This is a genomic window from Streptomyces sp. NPDC059452, from assembly GCF_042750035.1.
Taxonomy (GTDB): domain Bacteria; phylum Actinomycetota; class Actinomycetes; order Streptomycetales; family Streptomycetaceae; genus Streptomyces.
This window is the reverse complement of sequence record NZ_JBHYVE010000015.1, coordinates 1-26518: the sequence shown is the minus strand read 5'-3', so window position 1 is coordinate 26518 and position 26518 is coordinate 1. Positions and strand designations below refer to the sequence as shown.

Sequence of the window (26518 nt, the reverse complement as noted above, 5' to 3'; positions counted from 1 at the left end):
TGGCGCGGCCCTCACCAGCGCTTTTCAATGGTCTGCACCATGGCCTTCCTTCGCGCTCTGCTCAGCACCGCGCGCATGATCCGGTACAGCCCTCCGCTGTCCGCCGGACTGCCCGCGGATGACGCCGTGCTGCTCGACGCCCCCGACGAGCGGCTCTCCCCGGCGCTGGTGGCCGCCGCCCTGGGCGACCACGAACCGGCCGCCGAGCTGCTCGCCGCCACCCGTGACACCGCCGACTGGGAGAACCGCGACCGCTATCTCGGCCGGCTCGTCACCTTCGCCCGGCATCGGGACGGCTGGCTCGCCCACTGGCTGGCCGCCGCCCCGCGCGACCCCGACGCCCTGCTGGTCAAGGCGGAGCTCGCGGTCCGCCGGGCCTGGGAGTCGCCCGCCCGCGCGGAACGGCTCCACGAGGTGGGCCCGATGATCAGCGCGGCCGCCCAGGCGGACCCGCGCGACCCGGTGCCGTGGCGGCTCGCCTTGGACCACGCCCGGGGCACCCACGCCACGCACACCGCCTTCGAGTCGTTGTGGGAGCAGGCCATACGGCGCTCCGCGCACCACTACGGCTGCCATGTGGCGGCCCTGCGCTACCTCTCCGCCGCCTGGTACGGCTCGCACCGCGAGTGCTTCGACTTCGCCGAGCGGGCCGCCGAGGACGCCGTACCCGACTCGCTGGTGCAGGCCCTGCCGGTCCGGGCGGCCTTCGCCCTCCTCCTGGACGCCCAGGCGCCGGTCCGGGCCGCCTCCGTACTGGAGGAGCGGATCGACGCGGCGGCCGACGCGGCCATCCGGCTCTCGGCCGCCTACCGGCCCGGCGACCCGTGGCCCGCCGAGGTCCGCAACCTGCTCGCGTACGTCCTCCTCGCCCGGGGCCGCTGGGCCGAGGCGCTGGACCAGTTCACGCTGATCGGGCTGCACGCGACGTCGTTCCCGTGGTCCTCGGTCTCCGACGACGCGCTGGGCCGATTCCTCGACGCCCGGGACGGCGCACGGCTCCAGGTGGCCGCCATGACCCCCTTGCGCGGCCGGGCCGACCGCGGCCGTCCGCGTGGCCATTACGCTTGAGCGCTGTGACCACCGCCCGTCTTCCCCTGTTCCCGCTCAACGTGGTGCTGTTCCCCGGCCTCGTGCTGCCGCTCAACGTCTTCGAGGAGCGGTATCGCGCCATGATGCGGGAGCTGCTGAAGAGCGACGAGGACGAACCTCGCCGCTTCGTCGTGGTCGCCATCCGCGACGGCCGCGAGACCGCGGTGACGGGCACCGGCATGCCGGACCCCGTCGCCTCCGCACCCCCCGCCGAACGCGCCCCCGCCGAGGGCTTCGGCCCCGACCCGATCCAGACCTTCCACCGGGTCGGCTGCGTGGCCGACGCGGCGACCATCCGCGAGCGTGCGGACGGCAGCTTCGAGGTCCTGGCCACCGGCACCACCCGGGTCAGGCTGCTCTCCATCGACGCGAGCGGCCCGTATCTGAGCGCCGAGGTCGAGGAGGTGGCCGAGGAGCCCCTCGCGGAGGACGAGGCCGACGAGGCCGGAGCCCTGGCCGAGGGCGTCCTGCGGGCCTTCCGCGCCTACCAGAAGCGGCTGGCCGGAGCGAACGAGCGCTCCCTCGCCACGAGCTCCGAACTCCCCGACGACCCCTCCGTCGTCTCCTACCTGGTCGCGGCGGCCACGGTCCTGGACATCCCCACCAAGCAGCGCCTCCTCCAGGCCCCGGACACCGCCACCCGCCTGCGCGAGGAGCTGACGCTGCTGCGCCGGGAGACCGCGGTCATCCGCCACCTCCCGTCGCTGCCCGCCCCCGACCTGACCCGCGCCCCCACCCACCCCAACTGAACGAGGACTCCGTACCGGTGGCGAAGAAGCCGAAGAAGCAGCCGGGCTCCACCCCCGCCACGGTCGCCCTGACCGCGGCGGGCACCGCCTTCACGGTCCACGCGTACGACCACGACCCGGCCTCCCCCTCCTACGGCGAGGAGGCCGCCGAGGCCCTGGGCGTCTCCCCCGACCGGGTCTTCAAGACCCTGGTCGCGGACGTGGACGGCGAACTGACGGTCGCGGTCGTCCCGGTGGCGGGCTCCCTGGACCTCAAGGCCCTGGCCGCCGCGGTGGGCGGCAAACGCGCCACGATGGCGGACCCGGCGGCCGCGGAACGCACCACGGGCTATGTGCGCGGCGGCATCTCCCCCCTGGGCCAGCGCAAGCGCCTGCGTACGGTGCTGGACGCGTCGGCCCGGTCGCACGCGACGGTGTGCGTGTCGGCGGGGCGGCGGGGCCTGGAGGTGGAGCTGTCGGCGACGGATCTGGCAGGGCTGACGGGGGCGGTGTTCGCGGAGATCGGCCGGCCGGCGTAGCCCCTTCCGGGGGCGCTGCCCCGGTTTCGGGAAGGGGCGGGTAGGGGAACAGCCCGCCGCAGGCGCCCCACCCGCACCGCTAGGACGCCCCCGGCCCCCCGTCAGACGTCGACCACCCCGCCCCACCCCACTCCGGCTCAGCCTCCCGAGGCCCGAACACCCCGGTCAGCGCCAGATGCGCACCCATCGCCACGATCGACCACACCAGCACCGCCGCCGCCACCCCATGCAGCTCCAGCGGGGCGTCGAAGGCCACCCCCTTGCCCACCTCCCGCGCCCGGGCCACCACGTCGGAGGACGGCCCCAGCCAGACCCCGACCCGCCAGGCCACCAGCGAGCCGAGCACCCCGCCCAGCGCGAGACCCACCACCACGAAGACACCACCGCGCCGCAGCCGCCAGAAGACGGCCGCCGCCGACGCCAGGCCGAACCCGGCCGCCAGCAGCACAAACGTTCCGGCCGCCCCGATCGCCTCCTCCCCCTCACTGTTCTCCAGGAAGACGGCGCTGCCGTCGGAGACCAGGGGAACCCGGGGCGCGAGCCACAGCCACAGCAGCCCCAGGGCGATACCGGTCAGCGCCAGGAGCGCGACGACCACGGCGGCCTGACGGAGCTCCGTGGCCGTGTCCGGGTCGTCGGGCGAGACGTACGCGGGCGCGAGGTGCGAGCCCGAGGGCGGGGCCTGCCACGGATCGTGGGGGTTCGGCTGGTGAGGCGGCGTCAGAGGTGCGGTCACCGTGCCATCGTGCCAGGCCACCCTGTGCGGCGCCTCACCGGCCGCCGCACACACGCGCACGGCGGGCCACCGGCGTACGGCGCCCCCTCAGACGCGAGCACCAGCCCCTACCGTACGGCCGCCCGCCGGTACGCCCACGTGGCCACGGCCAGCGACAGCACCCCCACCACCGCGCAGATCGCGAGGAAGAAGCCGATCATGCCCCAGTCCGGAGAGGCGTCGAAGGAGCGGGCCAGCGCCTCGACCCCGTACGTCGAGGGCAGCAAGTCACGCGCCCAGCCCACCGGCCCCGGCAGCCGGTCGGCCGGCAGTACGCCGAGGAGGAGGGCGGCGGACATCCCCAGCTGCCCCAGCAGGGTGGCCAGCTCCTGGCGCGGGGCGAGCAGCCCGAGAGCGGCCCCCAGACCGGCCAGCGCCGCGCCCGAGAGCGGGATGACGGCGACCAGGACCCACAGATGGGTCAGCGGGAGCTGGAACAGCACGCTCCCGGTGATCGCCGTGAAGACCGCGCCGGGCACGGTGAACGAGGCGTACGCGGCCGCCGCCCCCAGCACCACGGCCGCGGGCGGCACCGGCAGGGTGGCGTAGTGGTCGAGCCCGCCGCCGGCCCGCAGCTGGCCGAAGTACTGGGCGAGCAGGTTGAGCGCGACGAACGCCACCACCAGCACGCTGGAACCGGCGACCACCGCACGGGCCTCGGCCCCGCCGTCGACGACGCCCCGCATCAGGACCATGATCCCGACGGACTGGAAGGTCGCCACGAAGAGCAGGGGGATCCGGGCGACCCGCGCCCGGGAGAGCTGGGCGCGGTAGACGGCGGCCAGCGAGGGCAGCAGCCGGGCGCGCGGCGCGAGCGGGGCGGGCACGGTCCGCGCGGCGGAACCGGGGCCGGAGGGGCGGGGCTGGGGCCGGACACGCGACGGTGCGGTCCGGGCCGGAATGATGCTCGTCACCTGAGGCCGCTCCCCTTACACCCGTCCAGTACATCCACCGCGCCCACCGCGTCCCGTACACCACTCGCGTACAGCACGTCCCGCACCTCACACACGCACAGCACGTCCCGCACATCGACTACGTACAGCGCCCGCACACCGTTCAGCGCCCGCAGCCCGCGTCCATGGATCCTCACGCCTTCACCAGCCCTTTGCTCGCATTGGCCGCGTCCCCGCCGAGCGCCAGATACACATCTTCCAGGCTGGGTGTGGCCAGGGTGAAATCGTCGAGCGCGGCGAAGGCCGCGCCGCCCGTCACCGCGGCGACCGCCGCCCGCGCCTCGTCGGGGCCGAGCCGCAGCACCCAGCGCCGCCCGGACTCCTGGGCCAGGGCGCGCAGCGCCGCGACCTCCGGGACCTCCAGCGGGGCCCGCTCGCGCCACATGAGCTCGACGCGGACCTCCCCGGCCACCTTCTCCTTGAGCCCGGAGGGGGTGTCGCAGGCGATGACCCGGCCGCGCTCCAGGACGGCGACCCGGTCGAGGACGGTCTCGGCCTCGATGACGTTGTGGGTGACCAGCAGGACCGTGGCGCCGCGCTCGGCCCGGCGCCGGTCGACAGCGGCCCAGACGGCCCGCCGGGCCACCGGGTCCATCCCGGTCGTGGGCTCGTCCAGGACCAGCACGGGCCGGTCCCCGACGAGGGTGGCGGCGAAGCAGGCGAGCCGGCGCTGACCGCCGGAGAGCTTCTTCAGGGGCCGCCCGGCCAGTTCGGTGAGGCCGAGCTCCTCCAATACGGCGTCGCGTTCGGCGCGCGCCTCGCGGACGTGGAGCCCGCGCAGCCGTCCGGTGGTCTCGGCGGCCAGGGAGACGGTCAGCTCGTCCAGGGCGGTGGATTCCTGCCCGAGGTAGCCGATCAGCCGGGAGGCCCGCTCGGGGTGGCGTACGAGGTCGTGGCCGAGGACTTCCACGGAGCCGGAGTCGGGGCGCATCAGCCCGGTGAGCTGACGGACGAGCGTGGACTTGCCGGCGCCGTTGGGGCCGAGCAGTCCGAAGATCTCGCCGCGCTCGACATCGAGGCTGATCCCGTCGGTGGCGCGCACCTCGGGGGTGGCGGGTGCGCCTCGGCGGCCCCGGACGGCGGGGTAGGTCTTGACGAGGTCACGCACCGCGCACACGGTGCCGGTGTCGCTCTGCGCCTGTGCTGTGCCCGTACTCACGAGGTACGAGGGTACGGGGTCACATGCCCCGGTTCGCGCCCGGGGCCACCACGCGTCGCGGAGCCCGGCACGATCCGCGGGAAAGGCCCTATTCCCCGGCGGGCACGTGTTCGGCCGCCGCGCGCACGTCGATCTCGCGCCAGAACCCCGCCCGGATCGCATAGCGGTCGTGCTCGTCGATCTGGTCGTCCTTGTGGGCGAGGAGCCCGAAGCGGGCCGCGTACCGCAGGAGTTCGCCGTCGATGCGGTGCGGGATGCGGGGGTACATGGTGGAGAGCTTCTGGAGGTGGACGGTCTCCGGAAGGCGTTCCATCCAGCGCCGGGCGAAGACCTGGCCCACCTCGAAGGGGTCGCCGCCGACGGTGGTGATGTCCTCCTCCCGGTCGGCCCAGCGCTGTTCGGCGCTGGTGAGCTGGGCGAGGGTCGGCAGGGAGGCGGTCTCGGCCGGTTCGCCGAGGGGGCCGCCGCGCTCGATCCAGCCCTTGTCGGAGGACCAGCGCAGGGTGGCGTTGGCCGGGGTGGCGTTCTGGGCCGCGGTCCGCTCGGGGTGGGTGGCGTGGGCGCGGAGTGCGGCGAGGTCCTTGGGGGTGGGGACGGTCTTGTGGCCGGGGGCGGGCGCCGGGGCGGAGGAGCCGGTCCCGGCGGGTGCGGCGGGGCCGTTGCGGGCGGCGGCCGCCTGGGCCGCCGCCTCGGAGGCCCGCTCGGCGGAGGCGGCGAGGGCGGCCTCGGGCAGCGGCGCGGAGAGGATGGCGGCGATCTCGGGGCGCGGGGCGGGCGGCGGGGCGCAGCTGGAGCCGGTGTCCTTGGCGCGGACGGCCTTGGTGATCCAGGCCCGGTCGAGCACCCGCCGCTCGTCCGCCTCGGCGACCAGGTCCTCGGACTGGTTGTAGTCGCCGTCGGCGGCCTGGACGGCCCACAGGTGGACGGCGACCCCGTGCTCCTTGGCGGACATCAGGCCGGGCAGCAGATCGCCGTCGCCGGTCACCAGGACCACGTCGGAACAGGCCCGGTTCCTGGCCAGCTCGGTGAGCTCGGCGTGCATGGCGGCGTCCACGCCCTTCTGCGCCCAGCGTCCGTCGCTGCGGGTCAGGGCTCCCAGCCGTACGGTCACCCGGGGCATCACGCGGAGTCTGCGGTGCTCCGGCTGGGGGACCCGGTCGGGGGCCCCGTCGAACCAGTAGATCCTCAGCAGCGGCTGCTGGGTATCGGCCTCCGCCCGCTCGCGCAGCCCCTGGATGAGGGCCGCGTGGTCGACGGTGATACGGGAACGGGCGGGCTCTCCGGCCAGCAGACTCGCGGCTGCGCCCAGCAAGTAGCCGGCGTCCACCAGGACGACGCAACGGTCCACGCGTTCCACCCTCTTCCAGGAATTCGGGAACGGTTCAGCGGCCCGCCCCTCGATGACCGGGTCCGCTTACCCAGGGTTTCCTTCGAGTCTGCCCGACCGCGCAAGGGTTGACGGCCGGAACTGGATCATCGGCGTGGCGAATCGGGAAAGGGGCGGAAAAGGTCCGGCGCGGGCGGCCGGACACGGGACGGGCGGACGGGCCCGGAGCCGGGCCGACGACCGGGCCACCGCGGATACCACTACGCACGGTAATGATCCAACATGCACTGTTTGTGGGGCTATGTGAGTCTGACGATGGTCCTGGCCCCCCAGGATTCCCCACAGGAGGCATTCACCATGGCGAAGAACAAGAACCGCAAGCAGGGCAGCCAGCACGATCGCGCGTCCGCCTCGGAGCGCAGCGCCGAGCAGGCCAAGTCGACGGCGTACGAGTCGCAGACCCAGCCGCAGACGCAGGCCCAGGGCAGCCCGTCCGACGTGGCGCGCAAGCACCAGCGGCGCTTCGGCCACAACTGACGCGTCGGCCGCTCGCGGTCATGCACGAGAGGGGCGTCCCGCACCTGCGGGACGCCCCTCTCGTCGTCTCTCCCTGCTCAGCCGGCCAGGCAGGACGGGCCGAGCAGCACCTTCAGGTCGCCGAAGAGGGCCGGGTCGGGCTTGACCCGGTGCCGGTCCAGGCGGAGCACGGTGGTCTTGCGGGGGCCCTGGAGCCTGATGCGTACCTCGGTGTCGCCCCGGTGGTGGCTGAGCACCTCGCCGAGCCGGGTGACCATCGGCGGGGTGATCTTCACGGTGGGGATGGTGAGGACGACCGGCGCGTTGGTCCCTGCGTTGGAGATGTCGGGAACCTGCATCTCCATGGCGACCAGCCGGGGCACGTCCTCGCGCTTGTCGAGGCGGCCCTTGACGAAGACGACGGTGTCCTCGACGAGCTGGGTGGAGACCAGCTGGTAGGTGGCGGGGAAGAACATGCACTCGATGGAGCCCGCGAGGTCCTCCACGGTGGCGATGGCCCAGGCGTTGCCCTGCTTGGTCATCTTGCGCTGGAGGCCGGAGATGATGCCGCCGACGGTGACGATCGAGCCGTCGCTGTAGTCGCCGCCCATGAGCTGGGAGATCGAGGCGTCGGCCTTGTCGGAGAGGACGTGCTCCAGGCCGAAGAGCGGGTGGTCGGAGACGTACAGGCCGAGCATCTCGCGCTCCTGGGCGAGCAGGTAGGCCTTCTCCCACTCGATGTCGGAGAACTCCACGTCGAGCCCGAAGCCCGGCTCGTCGCTCTCCTCCTCGCCCATGCCGCCGAAGAGGTCGAACTGGCCCTCGGCCTCCTTGCGCTTGACCTGGACCACGTTGTCGATCATCGGCTCGTGGTGGGCGACCAGGCCCTTGCGGGTGTGGCCCATCTCGTCGAAGGCTCCGGCCTTGATCAGCGATTCGACGGTCCGCTTGTTGCAGACGACCGCCTCGACCTTGTCGAGGAAGTCGGGGAAGGTGCTGTACTTCCCCTTGGCCTTGCGGGAGCGGATGATCGAGTCCACGACGTTCTGGCCGACGTTGCGGATGGCGGTCAGGCCGAAGAGGATCACGTCGTCGCCCTGGGCGGCGAAGTTGGACAGCGACTCGTTGACGTTGGGCGGCAGCACCTTGATGCCCATGCGGCGGCACTCGTTGAGGTAGACCGCGGACTTGTCCTTGTCGTCCTTGACCGAGGTCAGCAGGGCGGCCATGTACTCGGCGGGGTAGTTCGCCTTGAGGTAGGCGGTCCAGTAGGTGACCAGGCCGTACGCCGAGGAGTGCGCCTTGTTGAACGCGTACCCGGCGAACGGCACCAGGACGTCCCACAGCGCCTTGATCGCCGCGTCGGAGAAGCCCTTCTCCTTGGCGCCCTTCTCGAAGAGGACGAAGTTCTTGGCCAGCTCCTCGGGCTTCTTCTTGCCCATCACGCGGCGCAGGATGTCAGCCTCGCCGAGCGAGTACCCGGCGACGATCTGGGCGGCCTTCTGGACCTGCTCCTGGTAGACGATCAGGCCGTAGGTGAGGCCGAGGACCTCCTTCAGAGGCTCCTCCAGCTCCGGGTGGATCGGGGTGATCTCCTGGCGGCCGTTCTTGCGTTCCGCGTAGTTCGTGTGCGAGTTCATGCCCATCGGGCCCGGCCGGTAGAGGGCCGAGACGGCGGAGATGTCCTCGAAGTTGTCGGGCTGCATCTGGCGGAGCAGGGAGCGCATCGGCCCGCCGTCGAACTGGAAGACGCCGAGCGTGTCACCGCGGCAGAGCAGTTCGTACGTCTTGGGGTCGTCCAGCGGCAGGGCGAGCATCTCCAGGTCGATGCCCTTGTTGGACTTCACCATCTTGATGGCGTCGTCCATGATCGTCAGGTTGCGCAGGCCGAGGAAGTCCATCTTCAGCAGGCCGAGCGACTCGCACTGCGGGTAGTCCCACTGCGTGATGGTGACGCCGTCGGTGTGCCGGACCCAGACCGGGGCGTGGTCGACGATCGGTTCGCTGGACATGATGACGCCGGCGGCGTGGACGCCCATCTGCCGGACCAGGCCCTCGACGCCCTTTGCCGTGTCGATGACCTTCTTGACGTCCGGCTCGTTCTCGTACATCCCCCGGATCTCGCCCGCCTCGCTGTAGCGCGGGTGCTTGGGGTCGGTGATGCCGTTGAGGTCGATGCCCTTGCCGAGGACGTCGGCGGGCATCGCCTTGGTGAGGCGGTCGCCCATGGCGTACGGGTAGCCCAGCACCCGGGCCGAGTCCTTGATGGCGTTCTTGGCCTTGATCTTGCCGTAGGTGCCGATCATGGCGACCTTGTCGGCGCCGTACTTCTCGGTCACGTACCGGATCACCTCGACGCGCCGACGCTCGTCGAAGTCGATGTCGACATCGGGCATGGAGACGCGCTCGGGGTTGAGGAACCGCTCGAAGATCAGCCCGTGCTCGATCGGGTCGAGGTCGGTGATGCCCATCGCGTACGCCACGATCGAACCGGCCGCCGAACCACGGCCGGGTCCCACCGCGATGCCGTTGTTCTTGGCCCACATGATGAAGTCGGCGACGACCAGGAAGTACCCCGGGAACCCCATCTGGATGATGATGTCCATCTCGTACTCGACCTGCTTCTGCCGGTCCTCGGGGACGCCCGCCGGGAAGCGGCGCTTCATCCCGTTGCGGACCTCCTCCTGGAACCAGGTGACCTCCGTGAAGCCGTCCGGGATCTCGAACTTCGGCATGAGGTTCTTCGCCTCGAACATGCCGGTCGTGTCGATCTGCTGGGCGACCAGCAGGGTGTTGGCGCACCCCTGCTGCCAGGCGTCGGAGGAGTCGACGGCGTACATCTCGTCCGTCGTCTTCAGGTAGTAGCCGGTGCCGTCGAAGCGGAAGCGGTCCGGGTCGGAGAGGTTCTTGCCGGTCTGGATGCAGAGGAGGGCGTCGTGGGCGGTGGCCTCGTGCGCGTACGTGTAGTGGGAGTCGTTGGTGACCAGCGGCGGGATGTCGAGCTTCCTGCCGATCTCCAGCAGCCCGTCACGGACCCGGCGCTCGATCTCGATGCCGTGGTCCATCAGCTCCAGGAAGTACTTGTCCGCCCCGAAGATGTCCTTGTAGTCGGAGGCCGCCTGGACCGCCTCGTCGAACTGGCCGAGCCGGAGCCGGGTCTGCACCTCGCCGGAGGGGCAGCCGGTGGAGGCGATCAGCCCCTCGGACCACTGGGCGATGGTCTCCTTGTCCATGCGGGGCCACTTCTGGAGCCAGCCCTCGGCGTACGCGTCCGAGGAGAGCCGGAAGAGGTTGTGCAGCCCGGTCTTGTTCGCCGCCCAGATCGTCTTGTGGGTGTAACCACCGGATCCGGACACGTCGTCGCGCTTCTGGTGCGGCTGTCCCCACTGCACCTTGCGCTTGTGCTTGCGCGACTCCGGGGCCACGTACGCCTCGATGCCGATGATCGGCGTGACGCCCGCCTTCGTCGCCGAGTGGAAGAAGTCGTAGGCCCCGTGGAGGTTGCCGTGGTCGGTCATCGCGATGTGCGACATGCCCATCTCGTTGCACGCCTCGAACATGTCCTTGAGCCGCGCCGCACCGTCCAGCAGCGAGTACTGGGTGTGCACGTGCAGGTGCGTGAAGGGCGGCTTGGTCACGGCGTCGGGCCTCCGGGAAGTCGGGCGATGACGGGCGGGGGGACAGCGTGGAAGTCTACGTCGTGATGGAGTCGGACGACGGGCACTCCCGGCTTCCGCCGAGCGTTGTAGAGGGCGGGACACGTGTCCGTTTTGTCATGACCGCCGTCAATCGCCGGTCGCGTGCTCCTTCGGTCCGGCCGGCCACGCCAGCTACAGCAGGAGGCAGCAAGAGATGTCGGAAACGCAGACCGGCGCAACGCAGCGCGGGGAGCAGATTCTCGCCGTTTTCGACACCGCCTTCGGGGAGCTGCTGGCCGCCGATCCGGCCGCCTTCCGGGTCAAGTTCCGCAAGATGGCGGGGTCGGCCTTCGCCTTCTACCGGGGCACGGCCTGCCTGTTCTACACCGACCTGGAGCGCGAGCAGCGCGGCGGCCCGTATCTGGACGAGCGCACCGGCCGGGTCTGGATCCACGGTGATCTGCACGCGGAGAACTTCGGCACCTATATGGACGCCAACGGCCGTCTCGTCTTCAACGTCAACGACTTCGACGAGGCGTACGTGGGCCCCTTCACCTGGGACCTGAAGCGCTTCGCCGCCTCCGTGGCGCTGATCGGGTACGCCAAGGCGCTGGCCGACGAGCAGATCACCGAGCTGGTCCGGATCTTCGCCGCGGCCTACCGGGAGCGGATCCACGCACTGGCCACAGGCGCGAAGAACGACGAGGTGCCGCCCTTCACGCTGGACACCGCCGAGGGGCCGCTGCTGGACGCGCTGCGGGCCGCCCGCTCGCTGACCCGCTTCTCGCTGCTGGACTCGATGACCGTGATCCGGGACTTCGAGCGCCGGTTCGCCGACGGCGGCGGCGCGATCGACCTGGACGCCGCCACGCGGTACAAGGTGCTCGCCGCGTTCGACGGCTATCTGGAGACGCTGCCGGAGTCGAGCCTGACCCGCCCGGACTCCTACCGGGTCAAGGACGTGGTGGGCCGCCGGGGCATCGGCATCGGCTCCGCCGGGCTGCCCTCGTACAACATCCTCCTGGAGGGCAACAGCGACGCCCTGGAGAACGATGTGGTGATCTACCTCAAGCAGGCGCAGACCCCGGCGGTCTCCCGGCACATCACGGACGCCGCCGTGCGGGACTACTTCCAGCACGAGGGCCACCGCACGGTGATCTCGCAGCGGGCGCTCCAGGCGCACGCGGACCCGTGGCTGGGCTGGACCGAGCTGGACGGGGCGGGCCAGCTGGTCGCCGAGGTCTCGCCGTACGCGGTCGACCTGGACTGGTCCGAGATCGACGAGGTGGACGAGATCGCGGCGGTCGTCGCCGATCTGGGCCGGGCGACGGCCACCATGCACGCGGCGGCGGACGACGAGAGCGGGCACTCGCTGGTGCCGTTCTCCACGGAGCGGGCGATCGACGCGGCCATCGCGGCCGACGAGGAGGGGTTCGGCGAGCTGCTGGTGGAGTTCGCCCACAGTTACGGGGCCAGGGCCCGTGCGGACCACCAGATCTTCGTGGACCTCTTCCGCAACGGCCGCATCCCGGGGCTGTAGGCGCTCACGCCCGGTTGGGGGCTGTGCGACTCTCAGCCTCTTTTAAGGTCCGCTTACCTCCCCACATGACACACTTTCCGGCGATGGACATCTCAGGTACGCAGTTCAGGGTGGCGCGCGCGGCGCTTTTCGCCGCGCTCGCCGTCACCCTGTCCACGGCGTCCCATGTGCTGCTCTCCGGGGTCCCGCTGCCGCTGACCGCGGTCGCGGTGCTCGCCGCCGCCGTCTTCGCCGTGGCGTACGCGCTGGCCGGCCGGGAGCGCGGCTTCGGCGCGATCGCGGGGCTCCTCGTCCCGCTGGAGCTGGCCGCCGACACGCTCTTCACGACGGGCCAGCACCTCTGTTACGGGGCGGCGGGCGGGCCCATCGCGGGGCCCCTGCGCTCCGTGGGCCTCGACGTGCTGTGCGGGGGCGGTGAGGTGGGCGCGGCCGGGGCGCAGCTCGCGGGTGTGGGCACGGTGGGCACCCCGCTCGCCGGGGTGGCCGGTGCGGGCGACCGCGCGGCGGCCCTGCTGGCCCAGCCCGGTCCGGCCGTGCCGTGGCTGCTGCTGGCCGCCCATGTGGCCGTCGGCCTGCTCGCCGCCGCCTGGCTGCGGCACGGGGAGGCGGCCCTGGCGGGGCTGCTGCGGGCGGCGGCGCTGGTGGCGTTCCGGCCGCTGCTGGTCGCGGTCGCCGTGGTGCGCGGGGCGATCCGGTCCACGGCCGGTCTCCCCCGGGCCGCCGGGCGCGCGCACCCGCTCTTCCCGGCCCGTCTCCTCGTGCACTCCGTGGGACGGAGAGGGCCGCCGCTCACGGCGTGCGCCGCTGCCTGAGGGCAGGGCGGCCGACGCGGAGCAGCAGCACCTCTTCCACTCCCCACGCATTCACGGAGAACGAACCATGAGCAAGCGCAACACCCAGGAGAACAAGGCAGCGGCCCGTGAGCGGCTGCGCGCCGAGCGCGAGCGCCAGGCGAAGAAGGACCGGACGCGCAAGCAGCTCGTCGTCGCGGTCTCGGTCGTCGCCGCCATCGCCGTCGTCGGCGGGGTCAGCTACGGCGTGATGCAGCTGAACAAGCCCAGCGCCTGGGACGCGGCCGCCGACGCGAAGAACGTCAGCGCGCCGAAGAACACCTCGGGCGAGAACGGCACCACCGTGGTGATCGGCAAGTCCGACGCGAAGAAGACCCTGGAGCTGTACGAGGACTCGCGCTGCCCGGTCTGCGCCACGTTCGAGCAGGGTGTCGGCGAGACCCTGGCCAAGGACGTCGAGGACGGCAAGTACAAGGTCCAGTACGTCGGTGCGACCTTCATCGACAACATCGACAACGGCGAGGGCTCCAAGAACGCCCTGAGCGCGCTCGGCGCGGCGCTGAACGTGAGCCCCGAGGCCTTCATGGACTACAAGGCCGCGCTGTACTCCGCGGAGTTCCACCCGGAGGAGAGCCAGGACAAGTTCGCCAAGGACAGCTACCTGATCGAGATCGCGGACTCGGTGGACGCCCTGAAGGGGAACAAGGCCTTCCAGAAGGACGTCGAGGACGGCACGTACGACGCCTGGGCGATGAAGATGTCCGAGGCGTTCAGCAAGAGCGATGTCGAGGGCACGCCGACGCTGAAGATGGACGGCAAGAAGGTCACGACCGAGGGCACCGACAACGCCCCGATGACGGCGGGCGAGTTCAGGGCGGCGGTCGACAAGGCGCTGAAGGCGTAACGCCTCCGGGGCGGCCGGGGCCGGGGCGGCAGGAGCCGAGGCGGCCGGGGCCGGGGCGGCCGAGGCCAGGCGGCCGTCGACGGCCGCCCGTCCGGCCCCTTCCCGCCCACCTCCAGGCGACCGTTTCCCGACGGGCGGGCGAACTTCCGCTGTTCGCCCGCCCGTTCGCCGTACGCGCCAGTAGGGTGATGGTCCGTGACCAGTCGACACGCTTCCTCGCCGAGCCGCCGTACCGTCGTCCGGGCCGCCGCAGCGACCGCCGCCGCCGTCCCCGTACTCCCCACCACCGCTTCCGCTTCCGATTCCGCCGCCTCGTCGGAGGCGGAGCAGGCGGCGGCCCCCGTGCCCGCCTTCCTGCACGGCGTCGCCTCCGGTGATCCGCTGCCCGACGGCGTCCTGCTGTGGACCCGTGTCACCCCCGAGCCCGGCGCGGAGCCCGGTTCGGGGCGCGGGGCCGATACGCCGGTGTGCTGGGAGGTCGCGGAGGACCGGGAGTTCACCGCGATAGCCGCGAGCGGGGCGACGCTCGCCTCCGCCCCCTCCGACCACACGGTGAAGGCCGACGTCCGCGGACTGCGGCCGGCCACGACGTACTACTTCCGCTTCACGGCGGGCGCCCCGGACGGCGAGGTGCGCTCCCCCACCGGCCGCACGCGCACCGCGCCCGCCGTCGGGGCGAGCGTGGCCCAGATCCGCTTCGGGGTGGTGTCCTGCGCCAACTGGGAGGCCGGCTGGTTCTCCGCGTACCGCCACCTCGCCGCCCGTGCCGACCTGGACGCGGTCCTGCACCTGGGCGACTACCTGTACGAGTACGCGTCCGGCGGCTATCCGACCCAGGGCGCGGCCCTGCGGGAGCACCGGCCCGCCCACGAGATTCTGAACCTCGCCGACTACCGCCTCCGGCACGGGAACTACAAGACCGACACCGACCTCCAGGCGCTGCACGCCGCCCACCCGGTCATCGCGATCTGGGACGACCACGAGTTCGCCAACGACGCCTGGTCGGGCGGGGCGCAGAACCACACGCCGGGTGCGGAGGGGGCATGGGCCGACCGGGTGGCGGCGGCCAAGCAGGCGTACTTCGAGTGGATGCCGGTCCGCGCCTCCACCGAGGGGACCGTCTACCGGCGGCTGCGGTTCGGGCGGCTGGCCGATCTGCACCTGCTGGACCTGCGGAGCTTCCGTTCCGAGCAGGCGTCCATCGGCAGCGGCTCGGTGGACGACCCGGAGCGCACGATCACCGGCCGGGCGCAGCTGGACTGGCTGAAGGCGGGTCTTGCCGGGTCGGACGCGGTGTGGAAGCTGGTCGGTACGTCGGTGATGATCTCGCCGGTCGCCTTCGGGGCGCTCCCCGCCCATCTGCTGGAACCGCTCGCCGGGCTGCTGGGGCTGCCGAAGGAGGGGCTCGCGGTCAACGTGGACCAGTGGGACGGGTACACCGACGACCGCAGGGAGCTGATCGGGCACCTGCGGGAGCGGGGGATCACCGACACGGTGTTCCTGACCGGCGATGTCCATATGGCCTGGGCCAACGACGTGCCGGTGCGGGCCGCCACGTATCCGCTCTCCCCCTCGGCCGCGACGGAGTTCGTCGTCACGTCGGTGACGTCGAGCAACCTGGACGACATCCTGAGGGTGGCGCCGCAGACCGTGTCGCTCGTCGCCGCGGCCGCCGTGCGGGGTGCCAACCGCCATGTGAAGTGGGTCGACATGGACTCGCACGGCTACGGCGTCCTGGACGTCACCGCCGAGCGCTCGCAGATGGACTACTACGTGCTCTCCGACAGGACGGCCAAGGACGCCACCTCCTCCTGGTCCCGCTCCTACCGGACCCGGCGGGGCACCCAGAAGGTGGAGCGGGTGGACCGGCCGGTCCGCTGAGGCCCGCCTAGAGGGTGGCCAGGAAGCCGAGTGCGACCTTCCAGGTCTGCTCGGCGGCCGCCTGGTCGTAGTCGTGCAGATCGGGGTCGGTGAACAGGTGGCCGGCCCCGGGGTAGCGGTAGATCTCCACGTCCGCCCCGGTCCGCTGCATCTGGAGGTACCAGCTGTTCAGCCAGCCGTGGGACTCGAAGGGGTCCGGGTCCGCGACATGCAGCTGGACGGGCAGCTCCTCCACCGACGCGTTCTCGGCGAGGTCCGAGGTGCCGTGGAAGAGCAGCAGCCCGCGCGCCTTCGCGTCGCCGAGGGCCAGGGTCTGCGCGGTCGCCGCCCCGAGGGAGAAACCGGCGTAGACGAGCCCCTGGTCCGAGTAGGGCGCCGCGGCCAGCACCGCACGCTTCAGCAGCTCCTCCTTGCCGACCTCCTCCTTGAAGGCCATGCCCTCCTCCACCGTGTCGAAGGTGTGTCCCTCGAAGAGATCGGGCACGCGCACCTCGTGGCCGGCGTCCCTCAGACGTGCGGCCGCCGCGTGCACCGCGGGCGTGAGCCCGTAGGTCGAGTGGAAAAGCATGATGTTCATGAGGCCCATGGTGCCAGTTGTGCCCCGAAGCTTGGAGGACGAGGCGATGGAGAACGTGCTGCGCCCGCTGATCGTCATCGGCGGTTCCGTGGTGATCACCCTGCTGGTCGGCTGGCTGGTCGACCGGCTGCTGCGGAGGGCCGACCGCCGTCACAGCGAGACCCCGCTGTGGGGGCTGCTGCGGCGCTGCCGGCCACCGTTGCAGGTGGTGCTCATCGCCGCGCTGCTGCGGGGCAGCTACCGCCAGATGGGCATCGCCTGGGTGTGGGAGCACCGGGCCGGGATCGGCCAGGTGCTCTCCCTGGTGCTGATCGGGGCCTCCGCGTGGCTGGTGGTCCGGATCGCCGCGACGGTCGTCGAGTCCAGTTACGCCCGGTACGCGACGTCCACCCGCGACCCGGCGCGGGTGCGCCGGGTCCGTACGCAGGTGACGCTGATCCAGCGGGTCGTCATAGCTGTCGTGACGGTGGTCGCGATCGCCGCGATGCTGCTGACCTTCCCGGCGATGCGGGCGGTCGGCACCTCGATGCTGGCCTCGGCCGGTGTGCTCGGCATCGTCGCCGGTGTGGCCGCCCAGTCGACGCTCGGCAACCTGTTCGCCGGGCTCCAGATCGCCTTCGGCGACATGGTCCGGATCGGCGACACGGTGGTGGTGGACGGCGAGTGGGGCACCATCGAGGAGATCACGCTGACGTTCCTCGCGGTACGGACCTGGGACGAGCGGCGGATCACGATGCCGGTCTCGTACTTCACCGCCCGGCCGTTCGAGAACTGGTCGCGCGGCGGGGTCCAGATGACCGGCACGGTCTTCTTCCATCTGGACCACGCCGCGCCGGTGGCCGCGATGCGCAAGAAGCTGCGGGACATCCTCGGTGACATCGCCGCCTGGGACGGCCGCGACTGGTCGCTGGCCGTCACCGACACGACGCCGACCACGATCCAGGTGCGGGCCGTGGTCACGGCGAAGGACGCGGACGACATCTGGACGGTGCGGTGCGCGGTGCGCGAGCAGCTGATCGGCTGGCTGCGCGACCACCACCCGTACGCGCTGCCGCGCCTGGCCACCTCCCCCGCCGCGCTGCCGCCGGGCGAGCAGTGGGCGGAGCTGACGGGGGCGGAGCCCGGCCCCGGCCGCAACGGCTCCGGCCCCTCCCGCGACCCGGACGACTCCAAGGCGCCCCGGACCGGGCGCGGCTGAGAGGCCGGAGCAGATGATTCCGATACGCCCTCGGGGCCGCGCGGCCGACTCCGTACGCCCCGGGGCCCAGAGCCTCAGCGCAGGGAGCGGACGTCCAGGTGGCGCAGCACCCGGTCCACGACCTCCGGGTCGGAGCCGGCCTCGTTGCGGGCGGAGAGCACCGCGTGGCGGGCGGCCGACATCATCTCGCGCTGGACGCGGCTGACCGCCTGGAACCGCTCGGCGCGCCGGGCGTACGCCTCGCGCCGCTCCTCGTCGACGATCTCCGGGTTGATCCGGGCCCCGATGTCGTACGCGGCCCGCTGGAGCCGTTCCACGACGTCCTCCGGGAACTCCTCGACCTCCTGGATCTCCTTGAGCCGGTGCTTGGCCGCCTTGGCGGCGCGCAGGGCGAGCTCCCGCTCCAGGGCCTCCTCGGCGTCGGCGTCGGCGCGGACGCCGAGCTTGCGGACCAGCCAGGGCAGGGTCAGGCCCTGGAAGACGAGGGTGGCCATGATCACGCAGAAGGCGATGAAGATGATCTCCTCGCGGCCGGGGAAGGGCTGCCCGTCGTCGGTCTCCAGCGGGATGGCGAGCGCCAGCGCGACGGAGGCCACCCCGCGCATCCCGGCCCACCACATGACAACGGTCTCCCGCCAGCCGGCCGGGATCTCCTCGCTGACGTCCCGGCGGGTGTGCAGCCGTTCGGCGAGCCAGGTGGCGGGCAGCAGCCAGGCCAGCCGGACGCCGACGACGACCGCGACGATGGCGAGCCCCCAGCCGAGCATCTGGAACTCGCGCCCGTCGGAGGTGCCGAAGACGCTGTGCAGCTCCAGGCCGATCAGCCCGAAGGCCACCCCGGTGACCAGGGTGTCGACGATCTCCCAGAAGGTACGTCCGGTGAGCCGGCCCAGCACGTCGTCCGCGTCGGCGGTGTGTACGGCGAGGTAGAGCGCGACGGTCAGGACGGCGAGCACGCCGGAGCCCATCAGCTCCTCCGCGAGGACGTAGGCGGCGAAGGGGACGAGCAGGCTCAGGCCGACCTGGAGGGTGGCGTCGCCGAGCATCCCCATCACCTTGATGGTGAGCCAGCCCAGCGCAAGGCCGACGGCGATGGCGACCACGGCGGAGAGGATCAGCAGCCCGAAGGCCTCGGGGACCGAGAAGGTGCCGCTCACCGCTGCGGCGATGGCCACGTGGTAGAGCACGATGGCGGTGACGTCGTTGAAGAGCCCCTCGCCCTCCAGGATCGACACCAGCCGGCGCGGCAGTCCGACCGAGCCCGCCACGGCGGTCGCGGCGACCGGGTCGGGCGGGGCGACGAGCGCGCCCAGCGCGACGGCGGCGGCGATCGGCAGTCCGGGCACGATCGAGTTGGCGACGGCGGCGACGGCGGCCGTGGTGACGAAGACCAGGGCGACGGCCAGCAGGAAGATCGGGCGTTTGTTGGCGGCGAACTGACGCCAGGAGGTCCGCTGGACGGAGGCGTAGAGCAGCGGCGGCAGCAGGGCCGGGAGGATGATCTCGGGCGGGATGTCCACGTTCGGCACGAAGGGCGCGAACGCCATCGCGACCCCGGCCAGCGTCATCAGGACCGGTGCCGGCAGCCCCAGGCGGGCGCCGAGCGGCACCGTGACCACGGCTCCGAGCAGCAACAGGAGCAGCAGGAGCATTTGATCCACGGGGGGCACCTTCCGGAGCGTGCGATTCCGGGCCGGTCACCGGGCCGACGCCCAGGTCACGGCGGTGCCGCGGCCATGGGTCCGGCCGGGGTGAGCGGCCGTCAGGAGCTCGGCCGGGCCGGTGACCGAGCGGGCCTCCACCCTGCCACGCACGGTTCACCGGAAGGGCGAGACCCCCCGGGGGCCGGGGGGCGGGCCGAACCCGGGCCGAGGTCCGGACCCCGGGCTCAGGCGGGCCCGATCCCCCGTCGCATCGCCCGGTGCGGAATGCCCGCGTCCGGGAACTCGGGGCCGTACGCGAGGTATCCGAGCCGCTCGTAGAAGCCGAGGGCGTGGGTCTGGGCGTGCAGGTCCACGGCGGTCAGGCCGAGCCCGGCCGCCTCGTCCTCGATGGCGCGCACCAGGGCGGCGCCGACGCCGAGGCCGCGCGCCTGCCGGGTCACCGCGAGCCGCCCGAGCGAGCCGACGGTGAGGTCGCCGCCGGTCTTCCCGGCCGCGTCGGCGCCGTACAGCAGCCGTCCCGTACCGAGGGCGGTGCCGTCCGCCGCGACTGCCAGGACGTGCACGGCGGTGGCGTCGTACGTGTCGTACTCGATCTCCTCGGGCACGTTCTGCTCACCGACGAAGACGTCCTTGCGCACCTGGAAGCAGGCGGCGAGGTCGCTCTCCTCGACGGCCCTGCGGGTGGTGTACGGGGGTGGGGCGGCGGTCACTGGCTCTCCGCGGAGATGGTGTCCAGGGCGTGCTGGAGGTCGGCCGGGTAGGTGCTGGAGAACTCCACCCAGCCGCCGTCGCTCGGGTGCTCGAAGCCCAGGCGCACCGCGTGCAGCCACTGCCGGGTCAGCCCGAGCCGCTTGGCCAGGGTCGGGTCGGCTCCGTACGTCAGGTCGCCGACGCAGGGGTGGCGGTGGGCGGACATGTGGACCCGGATCTGGTGGGTGCGGCCGGTCTCCAGCTTGATGTCCAGGAGGCTGGCCGCGCGGTACGCCTCGATGAGGTCGTAGTGGGTCACCGACGGCTTGCCCTCGGCGGTGACGGCCCACTTGTAGTCGTGGTTGGGGTGGCGCCCGATGGGGGCGTCGATGGTGCCGCTCATCGGGTCCGGGTGGCCCTGGACGAGCGCGTGGTACTTCTTGTCGACGATCCGGTCGCGGAACTGGGCCTTGAGCAGGGTGTACGCGCGCTCGGACTTGGCGACGACCATCAGGCCGGAGGTGCCGACGTCGAGGCGGTGCACGATGCCCTGGCGCTCGGCGGCGCCGGACGTCGAGATGCGGTACCCGGCGGCGGCGAGGCCGCCGATGACGGTGGTGCCGGTCCAGCCGGGGCTGGGGTGGGCCGCGACGCCGACCGGCTTCATGATGACCACGATGTCGTCGTCGTCGTGGACGATCTCCATGCCCTCGACGGGCTCGGCGACGATCTGGACGGGGGCGGGCGCCCCCGGCATCTCGACCTCCAGCCAGGCGCCGCCGTGCACGCGCTCGGACTTGCCGGCCACCGAACCGTCCACCTGGACCTTCCCGGCAGCGGCCAGCTCGGCGGCCTTGGTGCGGGAGAAACCGAACATCCTGGAGATGGCGGCGTCGACACGCTCGCCTTCCAGGCCGTCCGGTACGGGCAGGGTGCGGATCTCGGGGTGCGTACTCACCTGTCGAGTATGCCTTGCGCCCGCCGCTCCCCGCGCAGCCCGGTCAGTCCTTGTGGACGGTCCCGTCGGGGTCCAGCCCCTTGAAGGAGAGGATCACGATGAGGATGCCGCCGCAGACGATGGCGGAGTCGGCGAGGTTGAAGACGGCGAAGTGCTTGGGGGCGATGAAGTCGACCACCGCCCCTTCGAACACGCCGGGCGCCCGGAAGATCCGGTCGGTGAGGTTGCCGAGCGCACCGCCCAGGAGCAGCCCCAGGGCGATGGCCCACGGCAGGCTGTAGAGCTTGCGGGCCAACCGGATGACGACCACGATCACCCCGGCCGCGATGATCGTGAAGATCACCGTGAACGCCTCGCCGAACCCGAAGGCGGCGCCCGGGTTGCGCAGCGCCCGGAACTGGAGCCAGTCGCCGATGATGTCGATCGGCGGCTGGTGCTCCAGCTTGGCGACCACGATCAGCTTGGAGACCAGGTCCAGCAGATAGGCGACGATCGCGACGCCGACGAGCACCAGGATCCTGCGCTTGCCCGTGCCCGCGTTCACGGCGGCGTCGGCGGCCGTGGAGCCGCCTTCTTCCGCGTGCCCGGTCTCGGGATCGTCCGGCGTACCGATGATGCGCTCCGCCTCTGCCACGTGAGTCCCTCAACCTAGGTGCCTGACTGAGGACGAGGGTACGACACACCTGTACGGGTCAGCCGCGCCGCTCCTGCTTCTGCTTGTCCTCGACGCAGAGGGTGGCGCGGGGAAATGCCTGCATCCGTGCCTTGCCGATCGGTTTGCCACAGATCTCGCAGAGCCCGTACGTCCCCGCCTCCAGCCGCGCGAGCGCCCGCTCGGTCTGCTCCAGCATCTCCTGGGCGTTGGCGGCGAGCGACAGCTCGTGCTCCCGCGTGATGTTCTTGGTGCCGGTGTCGGCCTCGTCGTCGCCGGCCCCGTCACCGGAGTCCCGCATCAGCCCGGCGAGCGCCGCGCCCGAGGCCTCCAGCTCACTGCGCAGCCGCACGATCTCGCTGGTCAGCAGCGTGCGCGCCTCGGTGACCTCCTCGGGCGTCCAGGGGTCCTCCCCGGGCCGTACCGCCAGTTCGCCGGGAGCGGTCGCCGCGGCGGCCCGGGCCGGCGGCACGGCCGCCTCGTCCGTACCGGCTGCGGGGCGACTCGCGCTCTTCTTGGCTACCACCGTGTGGGCTCCCGTCTCCTCGGCGGCTGCAGCCGCCCCCGTGGCCGTCTGAGCGGCCTTCTTCGAAGCCTTCTTGGCCGCGCTCTTCTTCGTGGCGCCCGTGGCGCTCTTGGCGCTCGTGGCGCTCTTCTTGGCAGCGGTCTTCTTGGCCGCCGCCTTCTTGGCAGGCGCTTTCTTCGCGGCTGTCTTCTTGGCAGCCGTTTTCCTGGCAGCCGCCTTCTTTGAGGGCACCTTTTCGGGCACCTTCTCGTCAGCTGTCCCGTCGTGGGAGGTCCCGTCGGCCGCCCCATCCGGGGAGGTCTCGTCAACCGTCCCGTCCGGGGACGTCTCGTCGGCAGTCCCGTCCGCGTCCGGGGACGTCTCATCGGCCGGTGGCTTCCCGTCGGCCTTCTGCCCGGCCGCGGTCTCTTCCGCCGTCTTCTTCGCCACCATGGCCGCGGCCCCTTCACATATTGTGATCTTGCTCGCGAATCGTGCTGGGACGATAAATCGACCCCAGCCCCGCGGCAACGGGGCACGCCGCCCTTTCGCCCCTCCCCGTACCCGCTCGTGGCGCGCCTGCATCCGTTGTTCCCAGCTCCCCGCCCGGTAATCCAGCCCCCGGACGCCCCCGCACCCCGCAGCCAACTCCGTACGGCCCCGACTGGCCATTCGGGTCACGCCCCGGGCCACGGTTAAACCGGTCGGCCGTCAGCCGTACGGGCCCGTACACTGGGCGCAGCGAGAGGCGTGGATGGGACGAGTAGCGTCGTACGCAGCCAGCAGCGACCCGGGGACGGTGGGAGCCCGGGGGCGAGCGCGTCGTGAAGATCACCCCGGAGCCGCCGGAAGAAAGCCTTGGACGCGTGGGTTCCGCCCACCGGCCCCGGGCCACTAGACCCGGCATCGCGACCCCAATGAGGGGGCCAGGGGCACACGCCCAGGGCCAAGGAGGGTGGTACCGCGGGAGCAGATCCGGCTCTCGTCCCTCCGACGGAAGTGGAAGACATCCGCCGGAGGAAGCCGCACATGACATCGCCGCAGTACCGTCAGGTACCCGCCCAGGTCGACCTGCCCGCGCTGGAGCACGCCGTTCTCGACTTCTGGCGCGAGAACAAGGTGTTCGCCAAGAGCCTCGACCAGTCCGAGGGCCGCCCGGAGTGGGTCTTCTACGAGGGCCCGCCCACCGCCAACGGCATGCCCGGCGCCCACCACATCGAGGCCCGCGTCTTCAAGGACGTCTTCCCCCGCTTCCGCACCATGCAGGGCTACCACGTGGGCCGCAAGGCCGGCTGGGACTGTCACGGCCTGCCGGTCGAGCTCGCGGTGGAGAAGGAGCTGGGCTTCAACGGCAAGAAGGACATCGAGGCGTTCGGCATCGCCGAGTTCAACGCCAAGTGCCGCGAGTCGGTGACCCGGCACACCGACGCCTTCGCCGAGCTCACGACCCGTATGGGGTACTGGGTCGACCTGGACGACGCGTACCGCACGATGGACCCGGAGTACGTCGACTCCGTGTGGTGGTCGCTGAAGGAGATCTTCAACAAGGACCTGCTGGTCCAGGACCACCGCGTCGCCCCCTGGTGCCCGCGCTGCGGCACGGGCCTCTCCGACCACGAGCTGGCCCAGGGGTACGAGACGGTCGTCGACCCCTCGGTCTTCGTCCGCTTCCCCCTCACCAGCGGCCCGCTGGCCGGCGAGGCGGCCCTCCTGGTCTGGACGACCACCCCCTGGACGCTGGTCTCCAACACGGCCGTCGCCGCGCACCCCGAGGTCCGCTACGTCGTCGCGACCGACGGCGAGGAGAAGCTCGTCGTCGCCGAACCCCTCCTGGAGAAGGCCCTCGGCGAGGGCTGGGAGGCCACCGGCCAGTCGTTCACGGGCGCGGAGATGGAGCGCTGGACCTACGAGCGCCCGTTCACGCTGGTCGACTTCCCGGCGGAAGCCCACTACGTGGTCAACGCCGAGTACGTGACGACCGAGGACGGTACGGGTCTGGTCCACCAGTCCCCCGCGTTCGGCGCCGACGACCTCCTGGTCTGCCGTGCGTACGGCCTCCCGGTGGTCAATCCGGTCCGCCCCGACGGCACCTTCGAGGAAGGCCTCCCCCTGGTCGGCGGCGTCTTCTTCAAGAAGGCCGACGAGGCCCTCACCGCCGACCTGGACGCCCGCGGCAAGCTCTTCCGCCACGTCCCGTACGAGCACAGCTACCCGCACTGCTGGCGCTGCCACACGGCGCTGCTCTACTACGCGCAGCCGTCCTGGTACATCCGTACGACCGCGATCAAGGACCGTCTCCTCCAGGAGAACGAGAAGACCAACTGGTTCCCGGACTCGGTCAAGAACGGCCGCTTCGGCGACTGGCTGAACAACAACGTCGACTGGGCGCTCTCCCGCAACCGCTACTGGGGCACGCCGCTGCCGATCTGGCGCTGCGAGGACAACCACCTCACCTGCGTGGGCTCGCGCGCCGAGCTCACCGAACTCACGGGCCGGGACCAGTCGTCGCTCGACCCCCACCGCCCGTTCATCGACGAGATCACCTTCACCTGCACGCAGGAGAACTGCCAGCTGGAGGCGTACCGCGTCCCGGAGGTCATCGACGCCTGGTACGACTCGGGTTCGATGCCGTTCGCGCAGTGGGGCTACCCGTACAAGAACAAGGAGATCTTCGAGAGCCGCTACCCGGCGCAGTTCATCTCGGAGGCCATCGACCAGACCCGCGGCTGGTTCTACACGCTGATGGCGGTAGGCACGCTGGTCTTCGACAAGTCGTCCTACGAGAACGTCGTCTGCCTGGGCCACATCCTGGCCGAGGACGGCCGCAAGATGTCCAAGCACCTGGGCAACATCCTCCAGCCGATCCCGCTGATGGACCAGCACGGGGCGGACGCGGTGCGGTGGTTCATGGCGGCGGGCGGCTCCCCGTGGGCGGCGCGGCGCGTGGGCCACGGCACGATCCAGGAGGTGGTCCGCAAGACGCTCCTGACGTACTGGAACACGGTGGCTTTCCAGGCCCTGTACGCCCGCACCTCGGGCTGGGCACCCTCGGCGGCCGACCCGGCCCCGGCGGACCGCACGGTGCTGGACCGCTGGCTGCTCAGCGAACTCAACGCACTGGTCGACCAGATGACCGTCGCGATGGAGAGCTACGACACCCAGCGCGCGGGCAAGCTGCTCTCAGCGTTCGTGGACGACCTCTCCAACTGGTACGTACGCCGCTCGCGCCGCCGCTTCTGGCAGGGCGACAGGGCGGCGCTGCGCACGCTGCACGAGGTCGTCGAGACGGTGACCCGGCTGATGGCGCCGCTGGTCCCGTTCATCACCGAGCGGGTCTGGCAGGACCTGGTCACCCCGGTCACGCCGGACGCGCCGGAGTCGGTGCACCTCGCCTCCTGGCCGAAGCCGGACGCGTCGGCGATCGACCCGACCCTCTCCACCCAGATGGCACTGGTGCGCCGCCTGGTGGAGCTGGGCCGGGCGACGCGCGCGGAGTCGGGCGTGAAGACGCGCCAGCCGCTGTCGCGAGCGCTGGTGGCGTCGGCGGGCTTCGACGCTCTCCCCGCCGATCTGCGAGCGCAGATCACAGAAGAGCTGAACGTCACATCGCTCGCCTCGCTCTCCGAGGTGGGCGGCTCGCTGGTCGACACCACGGCGAAGGCGAACTTCCGGGCACTGGGCAAGCGGTTCGGCAAGGGCGTGCAGGCGGTGGCCAAGGCGGTAGCGGACGCGGACGCGGCGGCGCTCTCCCTGGCCCTGCGCGAGGGCACGGCGTCGGTGGAGGTGGAGGGCGAGCAGATCACCCTCGCCCCCGATGAGGTCATCATCACAGAGACCCCGCGCGAGGGCTGGTCGGTCGCCTCGGACTCGGGCGCCACGGTCGCCCTGGACCTGGAGATCACCCCGGAGCTGCGCCGGGCGGGCCTGGCCCGTGACGCGATCCGCCTGATCCAGGAGGCCCGCAAGAACAGCGGCCTGGACGTGGCGGACCGCATCGCCGTCCGCTGGACGTCCACGTCCCCGGCAACGGTGGAAGCCCTCACGGAGCACACCCCGCTGATCTCCGATGAGGTGCTGGCCCTGGACTACGCGGAGGGCGAGGCGGACGACACGTACGGCGCCCCGTTCGAGGACGAGGGCCTGTCCCTGACGTTCCGCCTGCGCAAGCGGTAGCCAGTACGTCTGCGAGGGGCCCGGCCGGTACGCGTATCCGGCCGGGCCCCTTCACGTACCCCCTCAGGGGCTTCGCCCCCGAACCCCCACGCCTCAAACGCCGGCGAGGCTACATATAGCCCTCCGGCGTTTGAGGAGCGGGGTCCGGGGCAGCGCCCCGGTTTCGGGAAGGGGCGGGTAGGGGAACAGCCCGCCGCAGGCGCCCCCACCCGCCCCCAGAACCACCGCTGTCTCTTATAAACAAAATACGCTGCCGACGAC

At 71.7% G+C, this 26518-nt stretch carries 21 protein-coding genes; 10 read left to right on the top strand and 11 right to left on the bottom strand.

From position 1 onward, the window contains the following. Positions 1-27 precede the first annotated feature (27 nt). From ACFW9Z_RS20450 to ybaK, 3 genes are read left to right on the top strand one after another with little or no spacing between them, the layout of a single operon-like run. Positions 28-1068: a hypothetical protein gene (locus tag ACFW9Z_RS20450; RefSeq protein WP_384642644.1), complete on the top strand. Its 1041-nt coding sequence runs from the start codon at positions 28-30 to the stop codon at positions 1066-1068. 5 nt (positions 1069-1073) lie between these two features. Then, on the top strand, positions 1074-1838 hold the full coding sequence (locus tag ACFW9Z_RS20445; RefSeq protein ID WP_384642641.1) for an LON peptidase substrate-binding domain-containing protein: 765 nt from the start codon (positions 1074-1076) through the stop codon (positions 1836-1838). A 17-nt stretch (positions 1839-1855) separates the two neighbouring features. Beyond that, the gene (ybaK, locus tag ACFW9Z_RS20440; protein ID WP_384642638.1) at positions 1856-2356 is read left to right on the top strand and encodes a Cys-tRNA(Pro) deacylase; all 501 of its coding nucleotides are present in this window, start codon (positions 1856-1858) and stop codon (positions 2354-2356) included. Between the two features lie 79 nt (positions 2357-2435). Here ybaK and ACFW9Z_RS20435 read toward each other — a convergent pair whose 3' ends face one another. The 4 genes from ACFW9Z_RS20435 to ACFW9Z_RS20420 all read right to left on the bottom strand — a co-directional run bounded on the left by ACFW9Z_RS20435 (position 2436) and on the right by ACFW9Z_RS20420 (position 6600). Beyond that, entirely contained in the window at positions 2436-3113 is a 678-nt protein-coding gene (locus ACFW9Z_RS20435) for an ABC transporter permease (RefSeq protein ID WP_384642635.1), read from the bottom strand. A gap of 86 nt (positions 3114-3199) precedes the next feature. Then, complete coding sequence (locus ACFW9Z_RS20430) at positions 3200-4045, bottom strand: ABC transporter permease (RefSeq protein WP_384642632.1); 846 nt, start codon at positions 4043-4045, stop codon at positions 3200-3202. 172 nt (positions 4046-4217) lie between these two features. Next, positions 4218-5201 carry an ABC transporter ATP-binding protein gene (locus ACFW9Z_RS20425; protein WP_384643057.1) on the bottom strand — a complete coding sequence of 328 codons (984 nt, stop codon included), beginning with the start codon at positions 5199-5201 and terminating at the stop codon, positions 4218-4220. A 130-nt stretch (positions 5202-5331) separates the two neighbouring features. Then, complete coding sequence (locus ACFW9Z_RS20420) at positions 5332-6600, bottom strand: NYN domain-containing protein (RefSeq protein WP_384642629.1); 1269 nt, start codon at positions 6598-6600, stop codon at positions 5332-5334. A 327-nt stretch (positions 6601-6927) separates the two neighbouring features. Between ACFW9Z_RS20420 and ACFW9Z_RS20415 the strand changes: the two genes are divergently transcribed. Continuing rightward, positions 6928-7107 (top strand): hypothetical protein, encoded by a 180-nt coding sequence (locus tag ACFW9Z_RS20415; protein ID WP_019764018.1) that lies wholly within the window; start codon positions 6928-6930, stop codon positions 7105-7107. A 77-nt stretch (positions 7108-7184) separates the two neighbouring features. Here ACFW9Z_RS20415 and dnaE read toward each other — a convergent pair whose 3' ends face one another. Continuing rightward, on the bottom strand, positions 7185-10724 hold the full coding sequence (dnaE, locus tag ACFW9Z_RS20410; RefSeq protein WP_384642625.1) for a DNA polymerase III subunit alpha: 3540 nt from the start codon (positions 10722-10724) through the stop codon (positions 7185-7187). A 214-nt stretch (positions 10725-10938) separates the two neighbouring features. Here dnaE and ACFW9Z_RS20405 point away from each other — a divergent pair, with 214 nt between their 5' ends. The 4 genes from ACFW9Z_RS20405 (at position 10939) to ACFW9Z_RS20390 (ending at position 15840) form a co-directional block, all read left to right on the top strand. Continuing rightward, positions 10939-12264 carry a DUF2252 domain-containing protein gene (locus tag ACFW9Z_RS20405; protein WP_384642622.1) on the top strand — a complete coding sequence of 442 codons (1326 nt, stop codon included), beginning with the start codon at positions 10939-10941 and terminating at the stop codon, positions 12262-12264. Positions 12265-12347: 83 nt separating this feature from the next. Continuing rightward, on the top strand, positions 12348-13076 hold the full coding sequence (locus tag ACFW9Z_RS20400; protein ID WP_384642619.1) for a hypothetical protein: 729 nt from the start codon (positions 12348-12350) through the stop codon (positions 13074-13076). 67 nt (positions 13077-13143) lie between these two features. Beyond that, entirely contained in the window at positions 13144-13959 is an 816-nt protein-coding gene (locus ACFW9Z_RS20395; protein ID WP_384642617.1) for a DsbA family protein, read from the top strand. A gap of 195 nt (positions 13960-14154) precedes the next feature. Beyond that, entirely contained in the window at positions 14155-15840 is a 1686-nt protein-coding gene (locus tag ACFW9Z_RS20390) for an alkaline phosphatase D family protein (protein ID WP_384642614.1), read from the top strand. A gap of 7 nt (positions 15841-15847) precedes the next feature. Here ACFW9Z_RS20390 and ACFW9Z_RS20385 read toward each other — a convergent pair whose 3' ends face one another. After that, positions 15848-16426, bottom strand: coding sequence for a dienelactone hydrolase family protein (locus ACFW9Z_RS20385; protein WP_384642611.1), 579 nt, complete (start codon positions 16424-16426; stop codon positions 15848-15850). A 37-nt stretch (positions 16427-16463) separates the two neighbouring features. Between ACFW9Z_RS20385 and ACFW9Z_RS20380 the strand changes: the two genes are divergently transcribed. Then, positions 16464-17615, top strand: coding sequence for a mechanosensitive ion channel family protein (locus tag ACFW9Z_RS20380; RefSeq protein WP_384643054.1), 1152 nt, complete (start codon positions 16464-16466; stop codon positions 17613-17615). A gap of 74 nt (positions 17616-17689) precedes the next feature. Here the strand turns inward: ACFW9Z_RS20380 and ACFW9Z_RS20375 are convergent, their stop codons facing one another. The 5 genes from ACFW9Z_RS20375 to ACFW9Z_RS20355 form a co-directional block, all read right to left on the bottom strand. Further along, positions 17690-19276, bottom strand: coding sequence for a Na+/H+ antiporter (locus ACFW9Z_RS20375; protein ID WP_384642608.1), 1587 nt, complete (start codon positions 19274-19276; stop codon positions 17690-17692). A 227-nt stretch (positions 19277-19503) separates the two neighbouring features. Continuing rightward, a complete protein-coding gene (locus ACFW9Z_RS20370; RefSeq protein ID WP_384642606.1) occupies positions 19504-19989 on the bottom strand; it encodes a GNAT family N-acetyltransferase in 486 nt (161 codons plus the stop codon). Continuing rightward, positions 19986-20927: an RluA family pseudouridine synthase gene (locus ACFW9Z_RS20365; RefSeq protein ID WP_384642604.1), complete on the bottom strand. Its 942-nt coding sequence runs from the start codon at positions 20925-20927 to the stop codon at positions 19986-19988. The genes ACFW9Z_RS20370 and ACFW9Z_RS20365 overlap by 4 nt, the downstream gene beginning before the upstream one ends. A 43-nt stretch (positions 20928-20970) precedes the next feature. Further along, a complete protein-coding gene (lspA, locus tag ACFW9Z_RS20360; RefSeq protein WP_384642602.1) occupies positions 20971-21561 on the bottom strand; it encodes a signal peptidase II in 591 nt (196 codons plus the stop codon). A gap of 58 nt (positions 21562-21619) precedes the next feature. Continuing rightward, positions 21620-22537 (bottom strand): TraR/DksA family transcriptional regulator, encoded by a 918-nt coding sequence (locus tag ACFW9Z_RS20355; protein ID WP_384642598.1) that lies wholly within the window; start codon positions 22535-22537, stop codon positions 21620-21622. A gap of 576 nt (positions 22538-23113) precedes the next feature. Here ACFW9Z_RS20355 and ileS point away from each other — a divergent pair. Continuing rightward, a complete protein-coding gene (gene ileS / locus ACFW9Z_RS20350; RefSeq protein WP_384642595.1) occupies positions 23114-26257 on the top strand; it encodes an isoleucine--tRNA ligase in 3144 nt (1047 codons plus the stop codon). Positions 26258-26518 lie beyond the last annotated feature (261 nt).

Bases quoted from the DNA above. Each gene is read 5' to 3' on its own strand.
- ACFW9Z_RS20450 (WP_384642644.1), top strand. From the start codon at position 28: ATGGTCTGCACCATGGCCTTCCTTCGCGCTCTGCTCAGCACCGCGCGC.
- ACFW9Z_RS20415 (WP_019764018.1), top strand. From the start codon at position 6,928: ATGGCGAAGAACAAGAACCGCAAGCAGGGCAGCCAGCACGATCGCGCG.
- ACFW9Z_RS20405 (WP_384642622.1), top strand. From the start codon at position 10,939: ATGTCGGAAACGCAGACCGGCGCAACGCAGCGCGGGGAGCAGATTCTC.
- ACFW9Z_RS20400 (WP_384642619.1), top strand. From the start codon at position 12,348: ATGGACATCTCAGGTACGCAGTTCAGGGTGGCGCGCGCGGCGCTTTTC.
- ACFW9Z_RS20395 (WP_384642617.1), top strand. From the start codon at position 13,144: ATGAGCAAGCGCAACACCCAGGAGAACAAGGCAGCGGCCCGTGAGCGG.
- ACFW9Z_RS20385 (WP_384642611.1), bottom strand. From the start codon at position 16,426: ATGGGCCTCATGAACATCATGCTTTTCCACTCGACCTACGGGCTCACG.
- ACFW9Z_RS20380 (WP_384643054.1), top strand. From the start codon at position 16,464: ATGGAGAACGTGCTGCGCCCGCTGATCGTCATCGGCGGTTCCGTGGTG.
- ACFW9Z_RS20355 (WP_384642598.1), bottom strand. From the start codon at position 22,537: ATGGTGGCGAAGAAGACGGCGGAAGAGACCGCGGCCGGGCAGAAGGCC.
- ileS (WP_384642595.1), top strand. From the start codon at position 23,114: ATGACATCGCCGCAGTACCGTCAGGTACCCGCCCAGGTCGACCTGCCC.